Origin of the sequence: Psychrobacter sp. MF31, assembly GCF_012847335.1 — a bacterium.
Taxonomy (GTDB): Bacteria; Pseudomonadota; Gammaproteobacteria; order Pseudomonadales; family Moraxellaceae; genus Psychrobacter.
On the sequence record NZ_JABBDX010000002.1, the window covers coordinates 401,699 to 418,322 of the forward strand.

Consider the following 16,624-nt stretch of genomic DNA (forward strand, 5'->3'; position numbering starts at 1 on the left):
GTTATTCGCTTTAAATTTCTTTAATAGCTAATGGCTTTTAAAACGGCTTTTGATATGACTCTAATTTGTCATGAAATCGGGTCAGTAGCAAGCCAGTTTCATGTAATTAAATGTAACTTTTACTTTCGTTTTTTTCTTAATTCTTTATAATCGAAAATTTTTATTTTTTGATTGCTTCGTTTGCAAATGTGATCAGCAAATGAGTTATGATTTGTCACCAAAGTGAAAAGCAGCCAAAGGTAAATTTAGAAAAATCATCAAAATTTTTGCTTACGTTGTGTTGATGAGCCAATATTCATGGCTTCGCGATATTTAGCAATGGTTCGCCGCGCGATATCAATGCCATCGGCTAAAAGTTTGGCTTGAATTTTGCTGTCAGAAAGTGGTTTTTTAGGGTCTTCGTTTTGAATCATCTGCTTGATCATCGCGCTAATGGCGGTCGAGGACACATCACCATCACTGCTGCTAACGTGCGAGGAGAAAAAGTGCTTTAGTGAAAACAAACCTTGCGGGGTAAGCATGGTTTTGTTGGTGGTAAGCCTTGATACAGTGGACTCGTGAAGCCCAAGCTCTTCAGCAATGTCCTTTAAAATCAAGGGCTGCATGGCGGTAGCGCCCTTTTGCAAAAACGCTTGCTGATGGCGGACGATGCTGGTGGCAACGTTTAATAGGTTTTGGTTACGCTCCTCAATACTTCGGATAAACAGCCTTGCCTCAACAAGATGCTCGCGCAAGTATTGATTGTCGGGGCTTTGATCGCCATGCTTGACCAAGCTTGCATAGTCTTGGTTGATTCGCAGTTTGGGTAAGGTTTCAGGATTTAGCCTGACATTCCAGCCTGATGATTCATTATTGTTTTGAGTTTTGGCAACACTGACCAAAATGTCTGGAATATCATAGCTTTCGGGAGCGCCATCTGTATGGTTGTTTCGTTGATAGCTGAGCCCTGGGGCAGGATCAAGGCGTCGTAGTAGCGCGATGGCTTGGGTAATGGCATCAATCGTTAATCCAGTAGCTTCCATCAACGCTTTAATATTGTTACTGATTAAATACTCGCGAGCAAACAGTACGGCTTTAGCTTCATTGATAAATTCAGTATTTGAGTCAAGCTTGTTTAGTTGCAACAGCAAACTCTCACCTAAATCACGAGCGCCAACGCCGATAGGATCACACGATTGAATAATTTTTAATACCGCTTTGATATCGTCGCCATCAATGCCATGTTCCCACTGATAAAAGCTTGCCATCAGATCAAAGCTTTGCTCAAGCTCAACTAAATCAAGCTGGATGAAGCCCTCATCGCTCATGGCATCGACCAGATAATCAGCAATCAATAAATCGCTTACGGATAATCGCTTAAAGTTCAGCTGCCAGCGAACATAATCTTGAATGCTGCTGCAAGTTGCGCCTTGATAATCGTCCAACTCATCAAGATCGGTGGGCGCGCCGCCAATATGATTATTTTCAAAGCCTGTATTTTCAAAACTTGTGTTATCAAAGCTGTCCTCAAAGCCTGAATCAGTAAAGTCGCTATTAAAATTAAACGCCTCAACGTCAAAATCAGGGGGGTCGCTACCATCAACACTGTTGTCAAATTTGCTATCAAAACCATCCTCAAAGTCATCTGCGGCGCGCTCATTTTGAGAGCTGCTTTGCTTGAGCGCTCCTGATTGCAAATTCCAAGGCTCATTTAATTCAAAATCCGCCCCATTTTGACGTTCGTCATTGTGACTTTCGCTGTCATCGCCCTCCTCAATGCGCTCAAGCAGCGGATTGCTATCAAGCTTGGCTTGAACTTCCGCTTCAAGCTCAAGGCTTGATAGTTGCAGCAATTTGATGGCTTGCTGCATCTGCGGGGTGAGCTTTTGCGAGGTCGATAAACTATTGGTCAATCCGAACGACATACTCATGATTGGACGTAATCCTCCGGCGTTGGATAGCAAAATTTAACTGGAAATAAAGGCTGAATAAAGTTTTATCACAGCTTTTGATAAAACACGACAATAGCATTTTTTAGCCAAAAAAGGTCAGCTTTGCATTAGTGAATTCTTAAAAACTTGAGTTCGCTATCAGTGATGGCAAAATTTGACTATCGGCTTAAGCGCCTTTACCTTAAACTAAAGCCAGTTGATTACCACTTTTTATCATTATTCAAAATTAAAAACTTAAAACGGAAGTTAAAATGACAATACTCACCGTTGCCGCCGTTCAAATGAACAGCCAACAAGATATCGATGCCAATTTAGCGGCAATTTCAAAGTCAATCAGCCAAGCCAAATCGCAAGGTGCTCAATTTGTGGTTTTGCCTGAAAACTGTTGCAGCATGGGTGAGCAGCCCGCGACCGCTGAGCGTTTTGATGAACTATCAAGCACTATTGCCGACTTTGCTAAAGACAGCGGCATTCATGTCTTAGCCGGAACGCTGCCCTGCCCGTATCGCCCTGATGGCGCGCGCGTTCCTGACGGCAGACTGCGCCAAGTCAGTCAATTGTTCGCCCCAGATGGCTCTCAAGTTGCCCGCTACGACAAAATCCATTTATTTACCGCCACCGTTGGCGACAAGCAAGGTCGCTATGATGAAGCGGCGACGTTTGAGGCAGGGGATAAAATGGTCGTTGCACCAATCGCGACCGATAACGGCACCTTTTGGCTTGGGATGATGGTTTGCTTTGATTTGCGCTTTCCCGCGCTCTCCCAAAGGTTACGGCAATCAGGGGCAGAAATTTTAACCGCGCCATCGGCATTTACCTATTTAACAGGTCAGGCGCACTGGTCGCTACTGCTCAAAGCGCGCGCCATTGACAGTCAGTGTTTGGTCGTTGGGGCAGCTCAAGGCGGCGAGCATCAGTATAAATCTGGCACAGCAAGGCAAACTTGGGGTCATGCGGGGATTAGCAACTTTAAAGGGGAAATGGTGGCGCAATATGAGCAAAGCGCCCTTAGTGACAATGACGCTCAAGACGGCTTTGCGTTAGTTACGGCAAGTCTTGATTTGGCGGCGCAAAATGAAGGTCGGCAAAACCTGCCCATTTTTAATTGTCATCGCTTGGCTTAAGCTTGCTTTGAGCATTACTTTTAACATTGTTTGGCTTTTTTGCCGCTCGCGGGTGCGCGTTGTCATAAACTTGGGTCAATTTGGCAAAGTCAACGTGGGTATAAACCTGAGTGGTGCTGATGTCGCTGTGACCCAGCAGCTCTTGAACAGCGCGCAAATCGCCACTTTCTGACAGCAAATGTGAGGCAAAGCAGTGCCGTAACAAATGCGGATGGATATTTTGAGCAATTCCGGCGCGACTTGCGGCAAATTTTAAGCGGTTTTGAACTGTTCTTGTGGTCAGCCGACTGCCCAATTTTTGGCTGATAAACAGTGTCGACTCATTGTTTTTAAGCCAAATTGCGCGGTAATTTAGGTAATCTTTAATCGCAGTAATGGCGCGGCGACCGACCGGAACAAGTCGCGTTTTATTGCCTTTTCCAGTCACCCGAACTTGGCAACTGCTCAAGTCCAAATCCGCCAAATCAAGCGCCACCAACTCACCAACGCGAAGCCCACTGCTGTAAAGCAACTCCATCATTGCCAAATCTCGCGACCAAAGCGCGGCTTGCTTGGGGTCATCAGGCGCAGGTTGGTCAAGCAACTGGCTGATTAAATCAATATCGGCAATCGCAGGCAGCGGTCGTGATTGCCGTTTGATTTGATAATGCGCGGCAGGATTGACCAAAACTTTGCCATTTTTTAACAGCCAATCGTAAAAATGGCGAATGGCGGATAACTCTTGCTGAACGCTGCTGATAGCAAGACCGTCAACCTCCAAGCGCTTGGCAACAAATTGCGACAACTGACGTTTATCAAACTGCAACCAACTCAGGTTTTTTGCTACCAAAAAATCTGCCAACCGAGTTAGCGCCGCTGAGTACGCTAACACGGTATACTTGGAATGCCGCTGAATCATAAGCTCGCTCAGCCAGTCATTAACCGCTTCCAACATGGTCAACAGCGGATTGTCAGTTAAAGGCGGCTCGAATTTGGTGGCGCGGATTCTGCTCATGATCAATTGGTGCCGTTTAACTGGCATCGACTGGCTTGATTCCAGCTTGCGCCATGAGACCATCTGGACTGAATACGCCTTCATAAACAAACGCGGTGGGTCCTGTCATCAGTACTGAATAGCCGGGTTGCCAGCGGACAATCATGCTGCCGCCATAAAGCTGAGCGCGAACGTCCTCGCCCTCATCAAGCCAGCCTTCACGGACACCTACCGCAACCGCCGCGCAAGCGCCCGTGCCGCAAGCTTGGGTTTCGCCAACGCCGCGCTCATAAACCCGAAGGCGAATATGGCGCTGATTCATCACTTGCATAAAGCCGACGTTGACGCGATCCGGAAACGCCGGATGCGACTCAATGGCTTTGCCAAGCGTTTTGACATCGGCGGCTAACACGTCATCGACTTTAATCACCGCATGTGGATTGCCCATATTGGCAACAAACAGCTGAACGGGCGTTCCGGCAACATCCAAATGATAGGCGTTTTGAATTTTAGTAATGGCTTTTGGGGTAAAAGGAATTTCATCCGGCTCAAATTTGGGTTTTCCCATATCCACCTCAACCCAGCCGTAGCGGTCGGTGCTTAACGAGATGATCCCACTTGCCGTTTCTACCCGAAGGCGCTGCTTAAAGGACAATTTTCGAGCTTGAACAAACCGTGCAAAACAGCGCGCGCCATTGCCGCACTGCTCAACTTCTGTGCCATCGGTATTAAAAATTCGGTAACTAAAATCAACATCCGGTCGCATCGGCGGCTCAACAACCAGCAGTTGGTCAAAGCCGACACCCAAATGCCGATCACCCAATAATTGCACCAACTCCGGTGTCAAATCAAGGCGCTGGGTCACCAAATCGATGACCATAAAATCATTGCCCAGCCCATGCATTTTTGTAAATTCTATCAGCATATCCTTGTATCCTATCCTATTTTTTTATGTGATTGCTATAGTAGCACGGCGCTTGTCACAATGATAACCATCGGCTTGGCTCAAGCTTATTATTCTTTGATATTTTTTAAAGGTGATAAAAAACCCATCGTTAAGATAACCATGGGTCGATTTAAAAATACGATAAAACTTTGAAAAATAAGATATTAATTGTCATTCCATAAGCGTTCAGTGGCAAACAGCTCGCTGATCGTTTCGCGCGGTCGGATCAATTGGTGGCGGTCTTCATCAACCATCACCTCACAAGCTCGCGGTCTTGAGTTATAATTGCTGCTCATCACAAAGCCATAAGCGCCGGCGCCCGTCACTGCCAAAATATCCCCAACCGCGAGCGACAATCGGCGCTCTTTGGCTAAAAAATCGCCCGTTTCGCAAACCGCGCCCACGATATCCCAAGATTGCAAGTTGTTGTGATCCGCGCCGCCCTCAGGCAAAACGTTTGGAATGATCGCCATTTGGGCTTGATAAAGCGCAGGTCGAATCAAGTCATTCATCGCCGCATCAACGATGGCAAAGTTTTTGTGCTCGGTTGGCTTTAACACCTCAACGCGGGTCAATAAAATTCCAGCATTAGCAACCATACTGCGACCGGGCTCTAAAAATAGCTTTAAGCCAAGCGCGGTTAATTTGGGCAATAACGCTTGCGCAAAATCATGAATGCTAACTGGCGTCTCATCAATATAACGAACGCCTAAACCGCCGCCTAAATCAATGTGCGATAAGTGAATGCCTTTGTTTTTTAAGGTAGTAATCAGCTCAATGACTTTATCAAGCGCAGCAACAAACGGCGTCACATCCGTCAATTGCGAGCCGATATGGCAATCAATGCCTTTAATCTCGATATTTTCAAGGGTAGCCGCTTCTTCGTAAACGGCAACGGCAACGTTATGGTCGATGCCAAACTTGTTGTCTTTGAGACCCGTTGAAATATACGGGTGCGTTTTGGCATCAACATCCGGATTAACGCGCAGTGAAATCGGCGCGCGAACGCCAATCACCCCTGCAATTTCATTGATCAGTGCAATTTCGCTGATCGACTCAACGTTAAAGCAACCGATACCCTGCTCTAAAGCAAAAGCAATCTCATCGCGAGTTTTGCCAACGCCTGAAAACACCACTTTGCTTGCGCTGCCACCGGCTGCCAGAACGCGCTCAAGCTCACCGCGTGACACGATGTCAAATCCTGCGCCCGCCTTTGCTAAAATTCCTAAAACGGCTAAGTTTGAGTTGGCTTTGACCGCATAGCAAATTTGGTGATTGATGGCAGCAAAGCTGTCGCTATATTCTTGATAAGTATCCAAAATGGCTTGCTTTGAATACACATAGCAGGGCGTGCCGTAAGCTTTGGCAAGATCGCTTACGCTCACCTCATCAAAGCATAGTGAGTTAGAGCTGTAATTTAGCGCCGGAAGGGCTTCGGTCAGCGCTTTTGGGTCGATATATCGTCCGGCTTGTTGGTTGGCGCCGCTTTTTTCAAAACTTGTCATAGTGCTGCTCTTTTTCATCGTGATTTTTATCGTTGCCATTTGCTTTGACAAATGGGGTGGTCATCCTTAACTGATTTTTACTGACATTTAGCCAAGCCATCTTTTTTAGTTTGGCTTTATACCGCTTAACTCATTGCCGATTTAATAATCATTAGGATCGTTATTGTTATCCGGCAAAACTTGCTTTTTTATCCAAATAACGCGAGCTGTCAACCTCGTTATCATCAATCTTAGCAAACGCGGCATCTTGCGGATCGCTGGTGCTGGCGGTGGCATCCGATCCAGTCACCAGTGCGCCTGATTCAGGTTTGACTAAATATAAATCGCCTTTTTGACCGCATCCAGTAATCATTAGCGCGGCAAAACATCCGGTTGCGATCAGGGCAACGCGGCGTAAATTTTGAGAGTTCATGGCAAAGCCTTGCAAGACGGTATAACAATTAAAAATAAATGACTGACTATCAAACTGATCCGTATTTTAGCTTGATTTGTGGGCTAAGTTAAATGACTTATTGTGAGGAAAAAAGCATCACGGCGTTATAAGTGATTATTGTTCAATACTTAACTGACAATAGTCTTATTTTGTAAAGGATTTTTTGAGCCATCGCAATCAAAACTTCAGTAAAAATCACAAATTTTTAGCGTTTTTGGATAAAAATCTGCTTTTTTTGCTTTTTATGATTGAATAATTGAGACATATCATCTCATTTATGCTATTTTTGACAAAATTGCTTACAATTTGCTGAGCCTTTGATTGTCAGCCGTTGCAGCGTTTTAAGCGTTCATTGAAGCGATTTTTGTTAAATCCTTATTGCTATCGCGGTCAGATTTTGAAACTATGTGAGCAATGAGCCGTGATTGTGCGGCATCCTGACAGAGCAGCAATATCAGGACTAAACGTCATTACCAATAACCATCATCTAAGGACAGAGTATGAGTGACAGTGCCAGCAATCCAAGCTTTAGCGACCGCAGTTCAGTAAAATCAACCCTGACCAACCCAACGCTTGTATTAAACTGCGGATCATCATCGATCAAATATGCGCTGATTAGCGAAGATGAATCCACCCGAATCACAGGACTTGCCGAAAACTTAGGTCTTGATACCGCACGAATTAAGCACACCACCTTAAACGGTGAAAAGCTTGAAATCACCATCCCAGGTGGTCGGCATCAGTTGGCGCTGCAAAAAATCTTGGCGCTCCTTGAACAATATCACTTTATCGCGGTCGGTCACCGCGTGGTTCATGGCGGCCGCGAATACTCAGAAGCCGTTCAGGTCGATGACCATGTGTTAGAAGAAGTTAAGCGCTTAAAAATCCTAGCGCCGCTGCACAACCCTGCCAACGCCCTTGGTATTGAAGCGGTTCAGGCGATTTATCCTGAAATCCCGCAAGTGGTGGTGTTTGATACCGCCTTTCACCAAACCATGCCGCCGGTGGCTTATCGCTATCCGATTCCAAACGCGCTTTATGAGGAAGAAAAAATCCGCCGTTATGGCTTTCATGGCACCTCTCACGCTTATGTGTCGGAGCGTGCAAGCCAAATCACCGATGCTAAAGGCGCTCATGGCTGGCTGACCGCGCATTTGGGAAATGGCTGCTCAGCGGCGGCAGTTTACGATGGCAAAAGCTTGGATACGAGCATGGGACTGACCCCGCTTGAGGGGCTTATGATGGGAACGCGAAGTGGTGATGTTGATCCAGGGCTTCACGTTCACCTTAAGCGTAAGCTTGGCATGAGCCTTGAGGAAATCAATGACATGCTTAACCATAACAGCGGGCTTTTGGGAATTTCAGGACTGTCAAACGACTTGCGAACCATTGAGCAAGCGGCTAATGAAGGCAATGAAGATGCTCAACTCGCCATTGAAATGTTCTGCTACCGCGCGGGCAAATATTTGGCAAGCTTAAGCTGCGCTTTACCAAGCTTTACCGGAATCGTCTTTACCGGCGGCATTGGCGAAAACTCAGCGTCAACGCGAGCGCGCATTTTAGATGTGATGCGTCATTTTGGCATCTCGTTTGATGAAGATAAAAACCATTCGCTTGCAGGCGGCGCAGAAGGCAGCTTTCATAACGATAATAGCAGCATCGAGCTTTGGGTCGTTCCAACCGATGAAGAATGTCAAATCGCTAAAGAAACCCGCCAAACGCTTGGGCTTTAATCACAAGGAGTCGCTATGCAAACTATTTTATTGGTTCCCATCAGCCGCGGCATTGGAGTGACCTCAGCCGCGCTTGGTCTGATTCGCGCTCTTGATTACAACGGCATCAAAGCCAGCTTTATGAAGCCTTTTTTGCAAGATGATACACTGGATAAGCAAAACAGCTTGGACAGCTCATCGGCACTGACCATGCACGCGTTTGGCTTGACGCCGCCGCCTTCGATCAACCGTCAGCGCGTTGAGCGCATGTTGGCAAGCGGCAACGTTGATGATTTGATGGAAGAGGTGGTGGTAAATTTTCATTCCATTGAAGGCGATCATGATGTTGTGATTTGTGAAGGCTTGGTACCCACTACCGAAGCGTCTTATGCCTCACAAATTAACCGCGCTATTGCTCATGCTTTAGATGCTAAAATCATTTTTGTGAGCACCGCTGATCTTCATAATCCCTCGCATTTGGCAGAAAAGCTTGAAGTTCATGCCCGCGAATTTGGCGGCATCTCGCATGAGCGCACCCTTGGCTGCATTTTAATGCGCGTTCAAGATGTGCCAAATACCTTTGATACTCAGCCAGTAGCTCCCGGTGAAGCGGTGGTCAGCCTTGATAATGACTTTATGCTTGAAGTGGAAAAGCTGCTTCCAGATTTTAACACCGAGCGCTTTCGCTTGATTGGGGTGGTGCCATTTAGCGACTCGTTATCGGTACCAAGAACTTGGGATATTGCTGCTGAGCTTGATGCCACTTGGCTAAACGTTGGTGAGGCAAAATCGCGCCGGATCAATCATATCAGTCTTACTGCCCGCTCGGTTGCGCGCGTTGATGAAGTGTTTAAACGCGGAACGCTCGTTGTCGTTCCGGGGGATCGCGATGATATTTTGCTTGCTGCAGCCCTTGCTTGTATTAATGGCATTCCTTTAGCAGGGCTTGTGCTGACCGGCGGCGAGGCACCAAACGCCACCGTTGCTGAGCTTTGGCAATCGGCGCTTAAAACTGGTATTCCGGTCATGAGCGTTGCCAGCGACAGCTTTGAAACCGTTCAAAACTTACTTCACATGAGCGCTGAAATCCCAAGCGATGACATTGAGCGCGCTCAAGAGGTCACCCGCTATGTCGCAGCGCATTTGGATTTAAGCTGGATCAAAACGTACTTTACGGGCGATTATAAGCCGCGATTATCCCCTTCAGCGTTTCGCCATCAAGTGGTTAAAAAAGCGCAAGCTGCCAACAAGCGCATCGTGCTTCCTGAAGGCGACGAGCCGCGCACCGTTGAGGCCGCTTGTATTTGCCAAAGCCGCGGCATTGCCAACTGTGTGCTGCTTGCCAAGCGCGAAGATGTTGAGCAAGTGGCTAAAAATCGTGATTTGGTGTTGCCAGAAGGTCTTGAAATCATTGATCCTGCAAGCCTTGATATGGATAAATATATCAAAGCTGTCGTTGAGCGCCGAAAAGGTAAAACGTCAGAAGCCGTTGCCGCTGAGCAGTTAACCGATACGGTCTTTTTGGGAACGACCATGTTGCAAATGGACGAGGTTGACGGCTTGGTTTCAGGAGCGATTCATACCACGGCTAATACCGTTCGCCCTGCATTTCAGCTGATTAAAACCGCGCCGCAGTACTCCTTGGTGTCCTCCATTTTCTTTATGCTGCTGCCAGAGCAAGTGGTCGTTTACGGGGACTGCGCAATCAACCCTGACCCAACTGCCGAAGAGCTTGCCGAGATCGCCATTCAATCGGCGCAGTCGGCAACTGCTTTTGGTATTGACCCCAAAGTTGCCATGATCAGCTACTCAACGGGCGCATCGGGCGCAGGCGCTGATGTTGAAAAAGTCACTCGCGCCACCGAAATCGTTCGCGAGCGCGCGCCAAACTTAGCCGTTGATGGACCTTTGCAATACGACGCCGCCTCGGTCATGAGCGTTGGCAAACAAAAAGCGCCGGACTCACCGGTGGCAGGACAAGCCAACGTGTTTATTTTCCCTGATTTAAATACTGGCAACACCACTTATAAAGCCGTTCAGCGCAGCGCCAACGTGATCAGCGTAGGTCCCATGCTGCAAGGTCTTAACAAACCGGTCAACGATTTGTCACGCGGCGCGCTCGTTGATGACATCATTTACACCATTGCGCTAACTGCCATTCAAGCCTATAGCGACGCGGTGTAAATTGTTAAAATAAATGATATTGAATAACAACCGATCTTAAATAAGGTCGGTTTTTTATTAGCTGACAGCAAAAGATGACAACTGATCCGCCGACCACTACAATAGGGCATTGCTTTTTTTGGTTGCTCATCGTCATGTTTACGCCGGATTTGCCCAACCCCAACGCCAAGCTTGCTGTTTTAATCGATGCCGATAACATCTCAGCGGCGCACGTTGAGGCGCTCATGAGTGAGATTGCAACCCTTGGTCGCGGCAGCGTTCGGCGCATTTATGGCGACTGGACGAAACCGCAACTTGCCAGCTGGAAAAACGTGCTGCTCAACTACTCCCTTCAGCCCATTCAGCAATTTGCCTATACCACTGGCAAAAATGCCACCGACGCTTGTATGATTATTGATGCCATGGATTTGCTTTATACTCAGCGCTTTGAAGGCTTTTGCTTGGTGACCTCCGACAGCGATTACACGCGCTTAGCTCAGCGCATCCGCGAGCAAGGGCTTTACGTGTTTGGCTTTGGCAAACAGCAAACGCCAAAACCTTTTACGCAAGCTTGCGACCGCTTTACCTATTTAGAAATGCTGGATAACGCAAAATCTGCCGCTGAGGTCGATTTTTACGACTCCGCTGATATGCTATTTTCCACCGAGCAAAACCAATTTAAACCCATCGATGTTGCCATCACCATGGTCAAAATGGCGATCATCAACGTCGCGGACGACGCCGGCTGGGCACATTTAGCGCCGGTAAAAAACCACTTATTAAAAATCGAGCCGGACTTTGACACGCGGCTGTTTGGCTTTAGCAAATTTAGCGACTTTTTACGTGCCTATCCGCGCCATTTTGAGATGGAAGAGCGCTACCCCAACAACGACCACCACAAAGCCGTTTTTGTTCGAAACCGTTCATAATGTTAACTATTTTGCAAAATTCCCAAAACGCTAACCAGAATCCTGCCATTCGAGCGTATCTTGGCGGCTCGTTCAATCCCGTTCACAATGGTCATATCCAAATGGCAATGGCGGTATTTAACCAATTAGCCCCCATCGCAACTCAGCAAAAAAGAGCGCTCAGCGTTGAGTTGCTTCCCAATTCGCGATCGCCATTTAAAACCGATACCATCGACCCTAAGCAGCGATTGGCAATGCTCAAACTTGCCACCAAAAATACACCCCTTGCCATCAATGAGCTCGAGCTTTGGCAAGCGCCGCCCGTGTTTACCATCGATACTGTTCGTAAACTTCGGCAAAATTTTTCTGAGGATACTTTGATTTTTATCATGGGAATGGACAGCGCGGCAAGTTTGGATAAATGGCGTCAAGGGCTTGAATTGACCGATTTTGTTCATCTTTGGGTGTTTAATCGAGTTGATGAGACGACCCATTTTGCTAAAAAAGATACTGCTTTTCAAAATGCTAAAAATAGTGAAAACTCGATAAATAGCGAAAACCCGATTGATAAATTGCCCAACGCCTTACAAGCTAAAGTCACGACCCAGCTTGCTGACTTAACCCATCCTAAGCTTGATTTAAAACATTTAGCTCGACAACCTATCTTTACATTTATTGAAAAAAGCGCGGCAGCCCAACCTTTTTTTTCTCTTAAGCCATTGAAAACTAAGCTAAACGGTCGTATTTATTTGGACTGGTCGCCAATTGTCGCCATTTCAAGCTCCAGTATCCGCGAGCAGTTGGCAGCCAAATCCTTATCGACTGTGACTCAGCCGCGCTTGCTCACTGAGCTAAATCCTACAGTTTATGACTATATTATTCGTCATCGGCTATATTCTACTGACCAATTCCGTTAAAATCCCTTTAATAGCCACAGCGCCGACCCAAAAGCGCGGCTACGATTTTTTATTGATGACTATGGAAACTAAGATTTTATGACAACTACCATGACCAACGAGCGCCTTGAGCAATGCTTGACGCTGGTGACCGAAACGCTTGACGACATGAAAGCCAAAAATATCACCGTGCTTAACGTTGAGGACTTGACCGACGTGATGGAGCGCATCGTGATTGCCGATGGCACCTCAAAGCGCCACGTCCGCGCGCTTGCTGACAGCCTCGGCGCTGAGGTTAAAAAAGCCGGATTCATGCCGCTTGGTCGCGAAGGCGGTCACGATTCTGACTGGACGCTGATTGATTTGGGCGCCGTCGTCGTTCATATGATGACCCCCGCTGCGCGCGAATTTTATGACTTAGAGGGGCTTTGGTCATCGCCTGAAAGTCTCGCCGAATTGGTTGCCACGCCGCGCGAACCTAAAAAAGCCGGTCGCCGTAACTAAATTGCGCGGCTTGCTAAAATCTGCCAAACCCTGCTGATCCCTAAAACCGAACGCCTTGTTCGGTTTTTTTTGGGCAAAATTTTGACTATGGCAGCTTTTGCTTATTCCGTCACCACTGAGTTAAGATAATCCTAATACTTAACGCTTTAAATGAAAATGACAACTGGAATTGCCAATGACTGTCGCTTTAGCTGAAAACCACCCTTTTGAACCAAACGCTGACCAAACCTTTGATAGCATTAACTTACCGCTTCACGTTGCCCACCTTATCGACGTTCGCGCCGGCAAAGCCATGCCGTTTGCCCGTGAGCAATTAAGCGCGATTGATAAACAACCCGTCAAAGAACCCGCCTTGGTCAATTTTTTGGGAATTGCCACCGATGAGCAAGCCGACCGCCGCCACCATGGCGGTTATTTAAAAGCCGTTCATCAACTGCCAAAAGCGACTTATGACGCGATTAATCAAGAGTTTGGCTTAAACGTACAATCGGGAACCCTTGGCGAAAACTTAATCACTAAAGCGGTGAATGGTCTGCCAGAATTGACCGAAAGCAGCGTTTGTATTGGCGACGTTTTTCAGTATGGGGGGCAATTTGTCAATGACAACGTAGCCGATAGTAACAGCGTTCAGCTGCGAATCGTTCAACCAAGACGACCGTGCTACAAAATCAACGACCAAATCGGGCAATTTAGCAAAGTTCCCAATATCGCCTCGTGGGTAAGCAAGCAAGGCATTGCCGGTTGGTACTTTCAAGTGGCTCGCGATGGCATCATTCAAGCGGATTTGCCAGTTTATCTTATCGAGCGACCTTATCCGTTTGCCGACTTAAAAACGCTTTGGCAGATGACCAATGCCAAAGACAAATTTGACGCGGCAATCATCGAGCCTTGGCTTGCCATTGACTGCTTAGAGGACAGTTGGAAAGCCGCGCTTAAAAAGAAAATAAAGTAATCACTATAAGTCTTGAACCAAGCGTTTTAGCAGCTCGGTCGTGGGTTCTTTTTTCACCTGACTTACGCCCTGCCCCGCCCAAATCGATAAATGCTCCACATCGTGATGCTTTTTGGCATGGGCGCGCATCGGTGTGGTCATGGCATTCAGCTGCGGATAAGGTGGCAAATTAGCGTTGTTACCAAACTGATTGTCAAATTTTGCAAAGTCATTTAAAAAGCCATTGACCAAGCCGCGAGCCAATTTCCCAGAAAACAGCCGCGTTAATCGCGTCTCAGGGCAGCGCTTACCTTGACTTGCCGCCACCAAAGCATTTTTATAATCATCGCTGACCCCTGATTTGTCCGTTGCCAAAAACGCCGTTCCTAGTTGCGCAAAGTCCGCTCCTGCCGCCAAAACGGCTTTGATATCTTGTGCGGTCATAATGCCACCGGCAGCTATCAGCGGTAGTGAGGTGCAATTTTTGGTTTGGCTAATGAGCGCCAGCAGCCCCAACGGGTCAGCATCGCTCTCGGCAAGCCAGCCGCCGCGATGACCGCCCGCCTCGACCCCTTGAACGCAAACGGCATCTGCGCCCACTGCCTCCCAAGCTTGCGCCTCGTTTGGGTGGTTTGCCGTACCAATCACGACCATGCCAAGCTGCTGCAAACGCTTAACCTGCTCAGAATTTACAACGCCAAAGGTAAAGCTTACGATGGGAACAGGATTGTCATAAAGCACTTGCAACTGCTCAGAAAACTTTTGTGCCGGATGCTTTGGCAAGTTCACTTCGATATCATTACTTTTATAATAGTCGGCAAGCCAATCCGGAATGGCGCAATCAAAATCGCGACTTTGCGCCTCCGTTAATACAATTAAATTTACCATAAATGGCTTTTGCGTTAGCGCTTTAATATCAGTAATGTTTTGTTTGATAGTTTCAGGTGCTGACGTTCCTGCACCAAGACCGCCGATTCCGCCAAAGTTGCTGACGGTGGCAATCAATTCTGGCGTGGTCGCCCCGCCTGCCATCGGCGCTTGAATGATGGGAAAAGAAATTTGCAAATGGTTTAAGCTTGGCATCGCTGACCTCTTATTTTTTATCTTGAAAAGTTTTTATGTCGCCGTTCTTTATGGTTAAATCGCGGTCATTAAAGCGTTGTTATTTAAAACTATCACGCTACAATCAAATTTAGCTTAACATTTTTATTCTTGGTTGGTTATGAAAAAATTTGCCCCTATTTTAAGCGGAACTTTGCTTGCACTCACCCTTGCAGGCTGCGCCACCGTTACCCCAACTACAACCGCGCCCAAATTCGTCATTGATGACGCCACTTATCACGCAACGGGTCAAAATGAGCGCATCCAATTTATCGTGCTGCATTACACCGCCGAAAACGACAGCGATTCTCTCGACATTTTGACCAATGGTAACGTCAGCGCTCATTATTTAATCCCAAAAAACGATGGCGATAAAATTTATCAACTCGTTGCCGATGACAAACGCGCTTGGCACGCCGGAAACGGCAGCTTTACCGGTCGCAGCGTGTTAAACGATACCGCCATCGGCATTGAAATCGTCAATGACGGCATTGCCAAAGAGGCTCGCGGAATCAAAGGCTACCATCCTTACGCGGACTTTGTTGAATTTGATGACTTACAAATCCAAAAGGTCGCTTTTTTGGTCAAAAATTTGGCTGAAAAATACCGCATCAAGCCCACTCACATCATCGCCCACTCCGACCTTGCCCCGCAGCGCAAAATCGACCCCGGCGCGAAGTTCCCTTGGCAGCGGCTGTATTTTGATTACCAAATCGGCGCTTGGTATGACGCAGCGGACAAGACAGCGTTTATGGATTCCGCGCTATTTTCGCAAACCCCTATCTTAGAAATAAAAGCGCTGCTTCGTAATTATGGCTATGCCATCAATGATACGTTGGAGTGGGACAAAGCCAGCCAAAATGTGGTTTATGCGTTTCAGCTGCACTTTCGACCGCAGCAGCCGACCGGACAAATGGATTTGGAAACGTTTGCGATATTGAAAGCGCTTGATAAAAAGTATAACAATGGGTGATAACTTTTAATCAATCAAGGGGGATCGTCATGAGCCAGTCAGAGCAAAATGAGCTTGATAAGTATTTGGAAGCTAAAGCCAAACAAGAGGAAGACAACGCGCAAGAACCTCAGCCGCTATCGGCTTATGAGGCTTGCGTATTGAAGGAAAGCGCGCGGGTTAGGGCGTTGATTGAAGAAGCACAAATGAGATCTACTGCGCCAACCGATGAGCATTAATTTCGTTAATTAGGTATATTCATAACCGAAGCCTTAAAAAACATTTAAAACTAAGTAAATATTAGCCTTTAAATAAAATATAGCGATTATCATTTAAATTTATAAGTCTCAATTTTATTAAAATCACTAAACAAAATGTTTAATAAAAATATAAATTAATTTTCTCATAATAACTAGGGCGTGTTTTCAATTCATCTTACAATGAACGATAGTACACGCCAGATAAAGCATTGACTTAAAATTACGAGCTAACTTCTCATAACGAGTAGCGATACTACGAAAATGTTTGAGCCTTGCAAACATATT

15 protein-coding genes and 1 pseudogene are annotated in these 16,624 nt (G+C 46.8%); 9 read left to right on the forward strand and 7 right to left on the reverse strand.

Annotated elements, in window-relative coordinates:
- Positions 1–257: 257 nt before the first annotated feature.
- A complete protein-coding gene (gene rpoN / locus HF322_RS04950) occupies positions 258–1,910 on the reverse strand; it encodes an RNA polymerase factor sigma-54 (protein WP_169392277.1) in 1,653 nt (550 codons plus the stop codon).
- Positions 1,911–2,182: 272 nt separating this feature from the next.
- Between rpoN and HF322_RS04955 the strand changes: the two genes are divergently transcribed.
- On the forward strand, positions 2,183–3,055 hold the full coding sequence (locus tag HF322_RS04955) for a nitrilase-related carbon-nitrogen hydrolase (RefSeq protein WP_169392278.1): 873 nt from the start codon (positions 2,183–2,185) through the stop codon (positions 3,053–3,055).
- On the opposite strand, the gene HF322_RS04960 is transcribed toward HF322_RS04955, so the two are convergent.
- From HF322_RS04960 to HF322_RS04975, 4 genes are all read right to left on the reverse strand, one after another.
- A complete protein-coding gene (locus tag HF322_RS04960) occupies positions 3,033–4,076 on the reverse strand; it encodes a tyrosine recombinase XerC (RefSeq protein ID WP_188211219.1) in 1,044 nt (347 codons plus the stop codon). The genes HF322_RS04955 and HF322_RS04960 overlap by 23 nt on opposite strands.
- Positions 4,066–4,953: a diaminopimelate epimerase gene (gene dapF, locus HF322_RS04965; protein ID WP_169392279.1), complete on the reverse strand. Its 888-nt coding sequence runs from the start codon at positions 4,951–4,953 to the stop codon at positions 4,066–4,068. Before dapF ends, HF322_RS04960 begins: the two co-directional genes overlap by 11 nt.
- Positions 4,954–5,138: 185 nt before the next feature.
- Positions 5,139–6,479, reverse strand: coding sequence for a diaminopimelate decarboxylase (gene lysA, locus HF322_RS04970; RefSeq protein ID WP_169392280.1), 1,341 nt, complete (start codon positions 6,477–6,479; stop codon positions 5,139–5,141).
- Between the two features lie 166 nt (positions 6,480–6,645).
- Entirely contained in the window at positions 6,646–6,891 is a 246-nt protein-coding gene (locus HF322_RS04975; protein ID WP_169392281.1) for a lipoprotein, read from the reverse strand.
- Between the two features lie 521 nt (positions 6,892–7,412).
- Between HF322_RS04975 and HF322_RS04980 the strand changes: the two genes are divergently transcribed.
- From HF322_RS04980 to HF322_RS05005, 6 genes are all read left to right on the forward strand, one after another.
- A complete protein-coding gene (locus HF322_RS04980; RefSeq protein ID WP_169392282.1) occupies positions 7,413–8,645 on the forward strand; it encodes an acetate/propionate family kinase in 1,233 nt (410 codons plus the stop codon).
- A 15-nt stretch (positions 8,646–8,660) separates the two neighbouring features.
- Complete coding sequence (pta, locus tag HF322_RS04985) at positions 8,661–10,808, forward strand: phosphate acetyltransferase (RefSeq protein WP_169392283.1); 2,148 nt, start codon at positions 8,661–8,663, stop codon at positions 10,806–10,808.
- A 74-nt stretch (positions 10,809–10,882) separates the two neighbouring features.
- Positions 10,883–11,716 (forward strand): NYN domain-containing protein, encoded by an 834-nt coding sequence (locus HF322_RS04990; RefSeq protein ID WP_258192782.1) that lies wholly within the window; start codon positions 10,883–10,885, stop codon positions 11,714–11,716.
- Positions 11,717–11,727: 11 nt separating this feature from the next.
- Positions 11,728–12,612, forward strand: a complete 885-nt coding sequence (locus tag HF322_RS04995) for a nicotinate-nicotinamide nucleotide adenylyltransferase (protein ID WP_223193170.1) — start codon at positions 11,728–11,730, stop codon at positions 12,610–12,612.
- Between the two features lie 78 nt (positions 12,613–12,690).
- Positions 12,691–13,095 carry a ribosome silencing factor gene (rsfS, locus tag HF322_RS05000; RefSeq protein ID WP_169392285.1) on the forward strand — a complete coding sequence of 135 codons (405 nt, stop codon included), beginning with the start codon at positions 12,691–12,693 and terminating at the stop codon, positions 13,093–13,095.
- A 292-nt stretch (positions 13,096–13,387) separates the two neighbouring features.
- On the forward strand, positions 13,388–14,047 hold the full coding sequence (locus tag HF322_RS05005; protein WP_223193180.1) for an MOSC domain-containing protein: 660 nt from the start codon (positions 13,388–13,390) through the stop codon (positions 14,045–14,047).
- Between the two features lie 3 nt (positions 14,048–14,050).
- On the opposite strand, the gene HF322_RS05010 is transcribed toward HF322_RS05005, so the two are convergent.
- Entirely contained in the window at positions 14,051–15,109 is a 1,059-nt protein-coding gene (locus tag HF322_RS05010; RefSeq protein ID WP_169392287.1) for a nitronate monooxygenase family protein, read from the reverse strand.
- Positions 15,110–15,248: 139 nt separating this feature from the next.
- Here HF322_RS05010 and HF322_RS05015 point away from each other — a divergent pair, with 139 nt between their 5' ends.
- Both HF322_RS05015 and HF322_RS05020 read left to right on the forward strand, forming a co-directional pair.
- Positions 15,249–16,100, forward strand: coding sequence for an N-acetylmuramoyl-L-alanine amidase (locus HF322_RS05015; protein ID WP_169392288.1), 852 nt, complete (start codon positions 15,249–15,251; stop codon positions 16,098–16,100).
- A gap of 29 nt (positions 16,101–16,129) precedes the next feature.
- The gene (locus HF322_RS05020) at positions 16,130–16,318 is read left to right on the forward strand and encodes a hypothetical protein (RefSeq protein WP_169392289.1); all 189 of its coding nucleotides are present in this window, start codon (positions 16,130–16,132) and stop codon (positions 16,316–16,318) included.
- A 186-nt stretch (positions 16,319–16,504) separates the two neighbouring features.
- Here HF322_RS05020 and HF322_RS05025 read toward each other — a convergent pair.
- Positions 16,505–16,624, reverse strand: a pseudogene (locus HF322_RS05025) (IS5/IS1182 family transposase); the annotation flags it as partial.

Coding starts and splice junctions, on each gene's coding strand:
- HF322_RS05005 (WP_223193180.1), top strand. CDS start 13,388: ATGCCGTTTGCCCGTGAGCAATTAAGCGCGATTGATAAACAACCCGTC.
- HF322_RS04990 (WP_258192782.1), top strand. CDS start 10,883: ATGACAACTGATCCGCCGACCACTACAATAGGGCATTGCTTTTTTTGG.
- rpoN (WP_169392277.1), bottom strand. CDS start 1,910: ATGAGTATGTCGTTCGGATTGACCAATAGTTTATCGACCTCGCAAAAG.
- HF322_RS04975 (WP_169392281.1), bottom strand. CDS start 6,891: ATGAACTCTCAAAATTTACGCCGCGTTGCCCTGATCGCAACCGGATGT.
- HF322_RS05015 (WP_169392288.1), top strand. CDS start 15,249: ATGAAAAAATTTGCCCCTATTTTAAGCGGAACTTTGCTTGCACTCACC.
- HF322_RS05020 (WP_169392289.1), top strand. CDS start 16,130: ATGAGCCAGTCAGAGCAAAATGAGCTTGATAAGTATTTGGAAGCTAAA.
- HF322_RS05010 (WP_169392287.1), bottom strand. CDS start 15,109: ATGCCAAGCTTAAACCATTTGCAAATTTCTTTTCCCATCATTCAAGCG.
- HF322_RS04955 (WP_169392278.1), top strand. CDS start 2,183: ATGACAATACTCACCGTTGCCGCCGTTCAAATGAACAGCCAACAAGAT.
- pta (WP_169392283.1), top strand. CDS start 8,661: ATGCAAACTATTTTATTGGTTCCCATCAGCCGCGGCATTGGAGTGACC.
- rsfS (WP_169392285.1), top strand. CDS start 12,691: ATGACAACTACCATGACCAACGAGCGCCTTGAGCAATGCTTGACGCTG.
- HF322_RS04980 (WP_169392282.1), top strand. CDS start 7,413: ATGAGTGACAGTGCCAGCAATCCAAGCTTTAGCGACCGCAGTTCAGTA.
- dapF (WP_169392279.1), bottom strand. CDS start 4,953: ATGCTGATAGAATTTACAAAAATGCATGGGCTGGGCAATGATTTTATG.
- HF322_RS04960 (WP_188211219.1), bottom strand. CDS start 4,076: ATGCCAGTTAAACGGCACCAATTGATCATGAGCAGAATCCGCGCCACC.
- lysA (WP_169392280.1), bottom strand. CDS start 6,479: ATGACAAGTTTTGAAAAAAGCGGCGCCAACCAACAAGCCGGACGATAT.